Below are 1,204 nucleotides of genomic sequence, written 5' to 3' on the forward strand. Positions count from 1 at the left end.
CCCTCGAATCTTTACCTGATGGTCAATTCTTCCTAAGTACTCGAGATTACCATCCTCTCTCCATCGAACTAGATCCCCGGTCTTATACAACCGTTGACTGCTGGAAGGATCCGATGAATCATAAAATGGATTCTCAATAAATTTCGCGGTCGTTAATTCGTGCTGATTTAAGTAGCCACGAGCCAACCCCGGGCCACCGATACACAACTCTCCCGGCACCCCAATAGGGTTGAGCATTTTTTGCTCATCCAAAATGTAGAGCTTATCTGCGTAAGGACTTTTTCCGATCGGTATGGTGCCTAAATACTCACCTTCAGTGACTTTGAATACCGTACTCCATACAATTGCCTCAGTTGGGCCATACTCATTAAACAACTGTACCGATGATCCAAATGAACTAAAGTGCTCATCTACCGCTGCTGGAGGTAACGATTCGCCGGCAACAATAACATTGCTAAGGCCCTTTAATGCCTCCCCCCCCCCTGGGAAACTCAGGATTTGCCGGTAAAAAGACGGCGTTGCGATCAGCAAATCTACTGCATTCTCTTGCATTATCTGCAGGATACGCGACAGCTCTTTAACCTCCCGCCCCTCCGGTAAAATCAACTTTGCTCCTGCGCTGAGAATCCAGAAAACTCCAGCCACAGAGCTATCAAAGCTTATCGAGCTAAGCATTAGGAACGAGGTTACTAACTTACCGTAAAACTCGTCTCTAGATGTATTCGAGAACACGAGCCCCTTGTGCTCTACCATTACGCCCTTGGGTGTTCCGGTAGAACCTGAGGTATAAATTACATACGCAAGGTGCGAAGACGTAAGACCCAGTCCCTGAACCGGTAGGTTGCGAATGCTTTGACCCGCCAACCGATCTTGAACTCCCTCATCATCAAAAAGTAAGGCCTGCGATTGACTAATCCCTGTGCGCTCTAATAAGGACGAGTGTGTCAAAACTGTACCCAGACTCGCGTCCTGCAACATGTATGCTATGCGCGATGACGGGTAGTCCGGATCAATCGGTACATAGGCACCTCCGGCCTTAATAATTCCCAAAAGGCCGATCACCATCTCTACAGAGCGCTCAACGCACAGCCCAACCAAAGTGTCAGGCACAACACCTCGCTCTGTAACCAGATAGTGCGCCAGCTGGTTCGACTTCTCATTGAGCTGCTGGTAACTGAGTCGCTCCTCACCAAACTGAACCGCT

General features: G+C 48.8%; 1 protein-coding gene. It reads right to left on the reverse strand.

Annotation, left to right across the window (positions count from 1 at the left end):
- Positions 1–1,204: non-ribosomal peptide synthetase (locus QWI17_RS04870; protein WP_302721389.1), on the reverse strand; the 1,204-nt coding region annotated here is incomplete at both ends.

This window comes from Gilvimarinus gilvus (assembly GCF_030518155.1).
Classification (GTDB): Bacteria; Pseudomonadota; Gammaproteobacteria; order Pseudomonadales; family Cellvibrionaceae; genus Gilvimarinus; species Gilvimarinus gilvus.